Here is an 8,401-nt window from a genome sequence, read left to right as displayed (position 1 = left end):
TGATGCCCATATGGCTCATGTTTCCTGTAGTACTACGAAGCCCATTAGAAATATCACGAACGGAATCAGCTGAGGAAAGATGGTTGAACTAATTTGTTAAAAATATTGCGATCTACTAGTCCTAATATCTGAGAAAATACGTTTATATTTAACATGGCGGTGATGGAATTTTAGCGAATTAAATATAGCAATCCCTGCTATATAATAAATACACCGCCATTTTTTTCCTTATTTTGGACACTACTGTCATGTTGAAGTATTATTTTTGTGACAATTAAGTAAGGGCTGTATGGAATGCAGTATGCACGTTAATTAATTACAAAAAAATCAATTAAAACAAAAAAATCTACCTATAGGGATTGCAATTTTTATTGCGAATCGCTTACGCCTCATATCAATTCATTAACATAAGAAAATATGTGGTGTTATAAAACCAAACTAAGCCATGTCAAACAAAAAAAGTTACCAAGCACCTGAAATATCTATTTTTGAAGTGTTTATTGAACAATCATTTGCCGCAGGATCTCAAGTGGCTCTGAATATTGAAAATTCAAATGATTAATAGAGTTAGAGTGGCAAAAAGAATCATTAGCAGTTGAGATAGATTGGTAAGGTTAATTGTTTTTCATATTATGAAGCCCATTTACTTATATATTATTATTAGTTTATTATTTATTTCCTGTGCTCAGGAAGTTAAACACTCTGCTATATCAGAATTCTTGACCTTAAGAGTCGATGAAGCAGAATATTTGGATGCGGTTACATTTAAATATAATGAGGAAGGAGTTGTGCATAACAAAGTCTTCTTGGATGATGATTATTTTTTGGAAGTAAATATTTATTCTAATTCTAAGCCGAGTTTTAGGTCTTCGCATTTTAGAGAACCTTTAGGGAACAGCGTTAATTTTAGAATTTTAGTTTTTGATGAAAATCATAAATATTTATTAAGTAGAGATTACGTTTGTGGCACAACTATTACCACTGATATTCAACTACCAGCAAATAAGCACTATAGTTTTATAGTATATTCTTTTGGTAAAACGACAGCTATTCCCGCTATTAGTATAAATGTTGGAGATGACATTTCAGTTGCACAAATTGCCTTAAATTCATATGAGGATGTTATGTCGCACTCCTTACTTCATCAATTAATAGATCAGGATAATAATATATTATCTTTTGTCCTAAAGCACATCTTTAGTAAAATCAAGACTACGATTGATGCGAGTAATGTGGGGTCTATTAACACAGTAGGAAACTATAGTATTTCAAATACTTATTCACATGCTATTGTTAAATTCACTAATCAAGTTGCCAATCCACTAAATTTGACTTTTTCAAGTCTAAGTAATAATCTTCCCTTATCAGCATTTACGGTTTCTTCGGATTTCAAAACTGCCATTTCCAGCGAAAAATTAGTCTTTGCTGATGGGCAGCAATCGCAAACACTTAAAGTCGCTAGCTTGACTATAGAGAATGTACAAAGAACAAACCTTACGTTAATTAATCATGTTTTTCAGCCTGGAGTATATTATGAAGTTAATGTCTCTTTGAGGCGTGTTGGATATGTTGTGGGTGAGTTATATTGGGCCATAGGCAATCTTATCTTAGAAAATGGAGTATATAAGCCTGCAAGTAACCAAGGTGAATATGGGGATTATTGGTAAAGGGCAGATCGGAGTTTATCTGATGGAACAGCGGGTTATTATTATTTGACACCAATAAATAAAAATGCACCCCAAGTTCTTGGTTCTGGAAGTAAAGTAAAAGACATCTGCAATCAAGTTGGTCCTGGATGGAGGTTGCCCACTTATTTGGAAGCAGATACTTTAGAAAGATTTGCTTCTTGGCACAATGCGCCTATAAATAGATACGTGGGGTATTATACTAAGCCTAATAAAGTGGATAGTGTATATGGAGTGTATTTTGGCACTAATGCGCGACCTTCTTATGCGAATCAAGATAAATATTTATTCATACCATTTGCAGGGGCATATAATTCTGGAGTAATGTATAATTTTAATAGTATAGGGTTCTATTGGCATACTGGTATGGATGGGGGACAAGGTACTTCTTTCCAATTTGCACCAGGTTATATGAGTCCCAGAAATAGTGGTGGTCTTGATGATAGACGAGCAAATACAGTTAGATGTGTGAAACCTAATTGATTTAATAAATAAGTGTATGTGTGTTGTTAGGCTTCAAGGAAACTCGAAGCCTTTCTTTATTCTTTCCTTGTGGAATTGACCATTAATTTTGCATATTCCGTTGGTCTAATCCCAGCTACTTTGTAAAAAATATTGCTGAATGCCGATAAAGAACTATATCCTACCATTAAGGTGATTTCGTAAATATTATGCTGCTTTTCAGCGAGGAGTTCGAAAGCTTTGGTAATACGTAATGAACGCAGAAAACGTACATAATTCATTCCTAAGTTTTCTTTGAATTTGCGTGATAAAGTACGCGTACTTAATCCAAATCTTTGTGCGATTTCTTCAATTGTATAATTCGTTTCGAGATTTGCATTTAGAAATTTTGCTATTTCCAAAAGCTTAGGATCTTTGGGAAATGGATGCTGCATCATGATTGGAAGTTTAGTAGATTCTATTTGCGGTAGATTTTCTTTTATGGCGCGTAGAAAGTAATATTTTGCAGGATCATTGCTGTTGATTTTGCCAAACCAATGTTGTGTGTACAAAATCATTTCACGCAGTAAATCATTTGCAAAATAGATGTTGGGCTTGCTGAAAAATTTACTTTCCTCTTCCGTGGTTTTAAAGTAGATATTATACAATTCTACTTTCTTGCTATAAGTCAGTATAGAGTGGGGAACATTCGCTGGAATCCACATAAAACACCGTGCAGGTAAATACCAGTGTTTTTCTTGGATAAAAATATGCACAATGCCACCTTCTGCATAAAGCAATTGACCTTTAGTATGGCTATGCATCGCCGTTTCAATAGTAGTCAACTGCATGTGATTGATATAATAATCGATCTCATCACTATCCAATTCCTTCAGTATGGCTTTGATATCTGCGCGCATAAAGACTTTTTTTTTATTAGCTTCCTTACAAAGTTATATATAGTTTGGCGTAAATGAGCAAATCATTTTCTTATTTTATTAAGCGTTCGATTTGGTGCTAACCTACCTTTGTGCCGTTATAATATTTAGATTAAAACAGCAATCAGAATTTATGAAATATAATACGATTAAGTATCCATTGCTTATTTGTATGATACTTTTGGGAAGTCGGACGTTTGCCCAGTCCACTCTAAACTTTGAGCATATGAAATTGCAAGATGCAATAGATGTAGCCTTGCAGCAAAACATAAAACTCAAAGTTCAATCACTTCAAATAGGAATATCCAAATTAAAAGCAGAAGATATCAAGAACGAAAAGTTGCCGGATATTGAATTTGTCAGTGCTTTTCAGGTATTGGACAATTTGCGTCAATACGAAAATGGTATTCTGCATCCGTCGACTTCGTACGAAACACCTAGAGTGAAATATAATTTTACGCTAGAAGCTTCTATTCCGATTTATGCAGGCGGAAAATTGAAGTTCGAAGATGAAAAGGCAGAACTCGAAACAGAAATTCAAGCTTTAAAAACACAAAAAGAAATTCGCGAAGTCAAAATGCAGGTGATTACAGCTTACTTGCAAGGTCTTCACTTGAAAGAACAACAAAAGCTTATCCATGACAAAATGTGTGAAGACACACTTGTCATTGCGCAATCCGAAAAGCTTCGTAAAAATGGTCTAGTAACCAATAATGATGTACTACGAACAAAGTTGTTGTTGTCTAATCATCAAATGGCTTATTCGGATTTGGATAAAGACTTAGCCATTTTGGAGCATCAAATCAAAACTTTATTGTCTTTGCCAGAAGAATCGGAATTTCACATTAATACGGATGATTTAATTGCAGAAACGAATAAAATCTTTGTGTTGGAAGATTTAATAGCCACAGCGAATGAGAATTCTGAAGTGTTGAAGATGTTGGAAAAAGATGTGGAATTAAAGGAATTAGATAAGAAAATTACAAAATCCAATGTGCTTCCGAAAGTTTCAGCAGGTGGTGAGGATGGGTACAATTATCCGAACTTCATGTTTTTCCCTCCAGTAGAGCATTTATATCGATTTGGTGCAATAGGAGTGAATTTAAAAATGCCGCTTTCTAATTTTTACAAAAACAAAGTGAAGATGAAAATGGCAAATGAGCAAATCAAAATTGCTCAATTGGAAGTCGAAGAGAAAGAAGAAAATATCCGTCATGATGTATTCGCGGCGCAAAAGAAATTAGAAGAAGCGAATAAAAAGATTGTGATTGCGAATCAAGCTATCGAGCAGGCGAAAGAAAACTACCGAATAGTACGCTTAAAATACAGTAACCAATTGAGTCTGATTACCGAATTAATTGATGCGGACAATGCTTATCTGGAAGCGCAAACGCAACTTATCTCATTGCAAATCAATAAACAATTAAAATACTATCAATTACAATACGTATTAGGAAATATATAATACTATGGCATCACAAATGACAACAAGCGAAAAACGCACTAATAAAATTTTAGGTATCATAGCATGGATATTTGTGGGAATCGGCGTCTTAGTTTTAGGCTGGTTTTACCTCTTTGCATCTTCGCATGTGAATACCAACAATGCGCAGGTGCGTCAATATATCACCCCCGTATCGAGTAAAGTGTCTGGCTTTATTCAGGAAGTTCGTTTCGAAGAAAATCAATTCGTACACAAAGGCGACACCTTGGTTGTGATTGATAACCGCGAATTTGCGAATCAGGTTCAAATGGCAGAAGCAACTTTAGAAAGTACTGCAGAATCGGTGGATTCGTACCAAAGTGCGGTATCCGTCAAATCCAGCGATTTGCAAACTATTCAAGCGAATATCGAAGCTTCTAAAATCGAGGTTTGGCGCACTGAACAAGAATACCAACGTTTCAAAAACTTGGTAGAAGAAGAGGCCGCTACTATTCAACAATTCGAAAATGTAGAAGCAAAATTCAAACAAGCGCAAGCACATTTGAAAGCTTTGCAAAATCAATATACTACCGCAAAAATCAATGCTGCAGCTGAACAGACAAAAGTAGCGCCAGTACGAAGTCAAGTAGCACAACAAAAAGCCCATTTGAATAATACGAAACTCATCTTGAGCTATACATATGTCGTTGCACCTTATGAAGGTTGGGTTGGTGTGAAAAACATTCAAGTCGGTCAATTAATCAAAGAAGGACAAGCTTTAGTACAAGTGGTTTCGAAAGAAAAATGGGTGGTCGCGAATTTCAAAGAAACTCAATTGGGTGAAATAGATACAACTAAAGAAATTGAAATTCATGCTGATGCTTTCCCAAATATTGTATTCAAAGGAAAAGTTCAATCTCTTTCTCCAGCTGCGGGTTCGGAGTTTTCATTAATCAAACCGGACAATTCGACAGGTAACTTTGTGAAAATAGAACAACGTTTCCCAGTGAAAATTGTGCTAGAAGAATCTACAGATTTGGATAAGTTGAGAACAGGTATGAATGTGACTGTTTCTGCGCAAAAAATTGACTAAGATGGAAAAAGGTAATAGTTTAATCAAATCTTGGGTGCCAGGCAAACTTGCTGTACCGTTATTGGTATTTGCAATGTTTCCGCATTTGATGCTATTATCAATGTTCAATTTGAATAGCACCTTTACGGCTTCCTTTTTGGATATGGAAGTGGAGGACTTGCAGTTCATGTTTTCGATGGCTTATGCGATGATCGTGTGTGGACTATTTGTGCATAGTCGTTTGTTTGGTGCGATGAACGTACGCTTGTATTTATTGGTAACCACGATGCTTAATATTGTCATACTAGCAGCGATGACGTTTACACGCAATCCAGAGCTTATGATTGGTTTGCGTATCATTCAAGGACCATTGTCGCTTTTCGAGGGATGTATCATGATTCCTGTTCTCATAAACGCCATCAAAACGCCCAATGCAAAATTCATAGCCTACGCTGTTTTGTATTCTTTTATGCTCACAGGCGATAAATATTCTTTGTCGATTGTGAAATTTGCTATTGAAAATTATAGCCATAATGCTATTATTTATACTATTATAGGTTTTCACTTATTGGCATTGTTGATTTATTTGTTATTGCTCAATCCAAAACGAGTCTTTCCGAAGAAACCATTGTATCAATTGAGTTTAGGAGGTGTATTTCTGCTTGCCATTTCTTTGATGTCTGGAGCATTCTTTTTAGTTTATGGTAAGAAATACAATTGGTTTGAGTTCGAAAATATCATACTTTCCTTAGTCAGTTTCTTCGTGTTTGCTGCCTTATTTTTATTCTATCAGATTACGAATAAGCGACCCTTGTTTCACTTTGATGTGTTCAAATCAGAACGCGTAGTGCTAGGAGTTATCTTGTTCTTCTGTTTTTATGTGTTGCGGTCTTCGATGAGCAATATTTACCAAGTCATGTCTTCGGTCTGGAAATGGCCTTGGGAATATATATTGCAGGTACAGTATTTTAATGTGGTAGGGAGCTTAGTAGGGATAACGATTTCCTATTTTCTGTTTACCCGAAATGTTCCGTTAAAAACTATTTTTATCTTAGCATTCTCCATTCTTTCTGCATGTATGTTATGGTTTAGCTATTTGTTTTATCCTGAAACGGGAACATTTGATATCGGCATTGCTTTATTCACAGAAGGCGTAGGGCAGGGAATATTAATTACACCATTGGTATTTTCGATGATTGGATCGGTGCATCCTAGTATATCGGGAAGTGCTTCTCAAGCAGGTACTGCCACACGTTTTTGGACCAGTACATTTGGTTTTGCTTTGATGCAAAATTTGATTTGGCATTTGACAACAAAACATGAATTTTTACTCACTCAAAATTTAGATGTAACACATCCCATATTTCAACAAGCATGGTCCGAAGTCTTCGGGAAATCTAGTGCTAAATTCCTCCTTTATAATGATGCGATGCATATTTCTGTGTTGCAATTAAAAGCGCAGCTAGCACAACAAGCCTTATTGGTGGCGAATATGGAAATATTTCGAGGCTTATTCATCTTTGGGATTTTAATTGTACTCATCATTATTATTTACAGGCCGATTAAAAGTCTTTTGTTATCGTCTAAGGTGAAATAGTAAGCTGATAGTTAAAGTTTAACAAACTTATTTTCGCTTTTTTTGTTGAATCTATTGAAAACCGTTAAATTGTATTCACTAAAAGTCGAATTATTAGCTTTATGCAAAGATTTTTCTCACTACCATTTTATTTAAAACTAGCTACTGTTCTGATTAATATACTAGCCATAGGTTATTTTATGCATATCGGACAGACGATTATTGTACCATTAATCTTAGGGACACTTTTTGCGCTGTTGTTGGTTCCAGCCTGTAATTGGTTGGAAAGAAAGTTGCGATTTCATCGAACCTTGGCGGCTTTGGTGGCTTTACTATTATTCTTCGGATTGATAATTGGGGTTTTCACCTTGATAGGTTCTCAAATGACAATGTTAAAGGATGATTGGCCTGCTTTCGAAACTCAAATATGGACAGGGATTAATTCCATACAGGCTTGGATCCATGAGACTTTCAACATTGGTTATAGCAAACAATCTGAATATCTTTCTCAAACGTTGAGTAAGTCCTTGAGTCACGGAACTGCGATTGTAGGAATTGCGTTAATCTCTTTGTCTTCTTTGTTCATTCTGTTGGTATTTACATTTTTATATACCTTTTTTATCCTTATTTATCGTAGACATATATTGCGTTTTATGTTGTTGTTGAACAAAAGAGAACATCAATCTATTATTTTAGACATTGCAAGTGAAGTGCAATATGTGGTCAAGAAATATCTAATAGGTTTGATTTTGCAAATGCTTATTGTGGCAGTAATGACATTCATAGCCTTAAGTATTATAGGTGTAAAATATGGACTTATGCTTTCGATTATTACAGGTGTAATTAATGTGCTTCCTTATGTGGGGATTTTTGTGGCTTTACTTATTATCTCGTTGATTACTTTCGCGACATCCTCGTTGACAAAAGTGTTGTTTGTCGTAGTAGCACTAATTGTTGTGCACTTTATAGATAGTAACTTTGTAGTGCCAAAGATTGTTGGTTCTAAAGTAAAGATTAATTCGCTTTTTGCCATGTTAGCCATTATTATGGGGGAATTGATTTGGGGTATTTCAGGAATGTTTTTAGCCATACCAATATTAGCTATTCTCAAGATCGTATTTGATCGTATATATGATTTAAAACCTTGGGGATTTTTACTAGGAGAGGAAGATTCATCTGATCATTCATATAAGATACTTCGTGATGAACTTTATCCAGAAGTTGTCGAAATCAAAGAGGTTAAAAATAAGAAAGACGGTATTTAAC

Annotated in this window: 7 protein-coding genes and 1 pseudogene; 6 read left to right on the top strand and 2 right to left on the bottom strand. The window is 35.1% G+C overall.

From position 1 onward, the window contains the following. Window positions 1-76 (bottom strand): annotated as a pseudogene (locus tag G5B32_RS17730) (hypothetical protein); the annotation flags it as partial. A gap of 556 nt (window positions 77-632) precedes the next feature. On the opposite strand from G5B32_RS17730, the gene G5B32_RS13535 reads away from it, so the two are divergent. After that, window positions 633-1,667 carry a hypothetical protein gene (locus G5B32_RS13535; RefSeq protein WP_165292055.1) on the top strand — a complete coding sequence of 345 codons (1,035 nt, stop codon included), beginning with the start codon at window positions 633-635 and terminating at the stop codon, window positions 1,665-1,667. A 45-nt stretch (window positions 1,668-1,712) separates the two neighbouring features. Beyond that, complete coding sequence (locus tag G5B32_RS13530; RefSeq protein WP_165292054.1) at window positions 1,713-2,168, top strand: hypothetical protein; 456 nt, start codon at window positions 1,713-1,715, stop codon at window positions 2,166-2,168. A gap of 56 nt (window positions 2,169-2,224) precedes the next feature. On the opposite strand, the gene G5B32_RS13525 is transcribed toward G5B32_RS13530, so the two are convergent. Then, window positions 2,225-3,046 (bottom strand): helix-turn-helix domain-containing protein, encoded by an 822-nt coding sequence (locus G5B32_RS13525; protein WP_165292053.1) that lies wholly within the window; start codon window positions 3,044-3,046, stop codon window positions 2,225-2,227. Window positions 3,047-3,290: 244 nt separating this feature from the next. Between G5B32_RS13525 and G5B32_RS13520 the strand changes: the two genes are divergently transcribed. The 4 genes from G5B32_RS13520 (at window position 3,291) to G5B32_RS13505 (ending at window position 8,400) form a co-directional block, all read left to right on the top strand. Continuing rightward, a complete protein-coding gene (locus G5B32_RS13520) occupies window positions 3,291-4,529 on the top strand; it encodes a TolC family protein (RefSeq protein ID WP_206366905.1) in 1,239 nt (412 codons plus the stop codon). 4 nt (window positions 4,530-4,533) lie between these two features. Continuing rightward, on the top strand, window positions 4,534-5,580 hold the full coding sequence (locus G5B32_RS13515) for an HlyD family secretion protein (RefSeq protein ID WP_165292052.1): 1,047 nt from the start codon (window positions 4,534-4,536) through the stop codon (window positions 5,578-5,580). Between the two features lies 1 nt (window position 5,581). Further along, the gene (locus G5B32_RS13510) at window positions 5,582-7,156 is read left to right on the top strand and encodes a hypothetical protein (protein ID WP_165292051.1); all 1,575 of its coding nucleotides are present in this window, start codon (window positions 5,582-5,584) and stop codon (window positions 7,154-7,156) included. Window positions 7,157-7,257: 101 nt separating this feature from the next. After that, entirely contained in the window at window positions 7,258-8,400 is a 1,143-nt protein-coding gene (locus G5B32_RS13505) for an AI-2E family transporter (RefSeq protein WP_165292050.1), read from the top strand. Window position 8,401 lies beyond the last annotated feature (1 nt).

Source organism: Sphingobacterium sp. SGL-16 (genome assembly GCF_011043515.1).
Classification (GTDB): domain Bacteria; phylum Bacteroidota; class Bacteroidia; order Sphingobacteriales; family Sphingobacteriaceae; genus Sphingobacterium; species Sphingobacterium litopenaei.
Note: the sequence above shows the minus strand (reverse complement) of the source record. Positions and strands in the feature narration are given on the sequence as shown.

What these genes read in the sequence shown, in the direction of transcription:
- G5B32_RS13510 (WP_165292051.1), top strand. Translation starts at nt 5,582, where the DNA reads ATGGAAAAAGGTAATAGTTTAATCAAATCTTGGGTGCCAGGCAAACTT.
- G5B32_RS13535 (WP_165292055.1), top strand. Translation starts at nt 633, where the DNA reads ATGAAGCCCATTTACTTATATATTATTATTAGTTTATTATTTATTTCC.
- G5B32_RS13525 (WP_165292053.1), bottom strand. Translation starts at nt 3,046, where the DNA reads ATGCGCGCAGATATCAAAGCCATACTGAAGGAATTGGATAGTGATGAG.
- G5B32_RS13520 (WP_206366905.1), top strand. Translation starts at nt 3,291, where the DNA reads ATGAAATTGCAAGATGCAATAGATGTAGCCTTGCAGCAAAACATAAAA.
- G5B32_RS13505 (WP_165292050.1), top strand. Translation starts at nt 7,258, where the DNA reads ATGCAAAGATTTTTCTCACTACCATTTTATTTAAAACTAGCTACTGTT.
- G5B32_RS13515 (WP_165292052.1), top strand. Translation starts at nt 4,534, where the DNA reads ATGGCATCACAAATGACAACAAGCGAAAAACGCACTAATAAAATTTTA.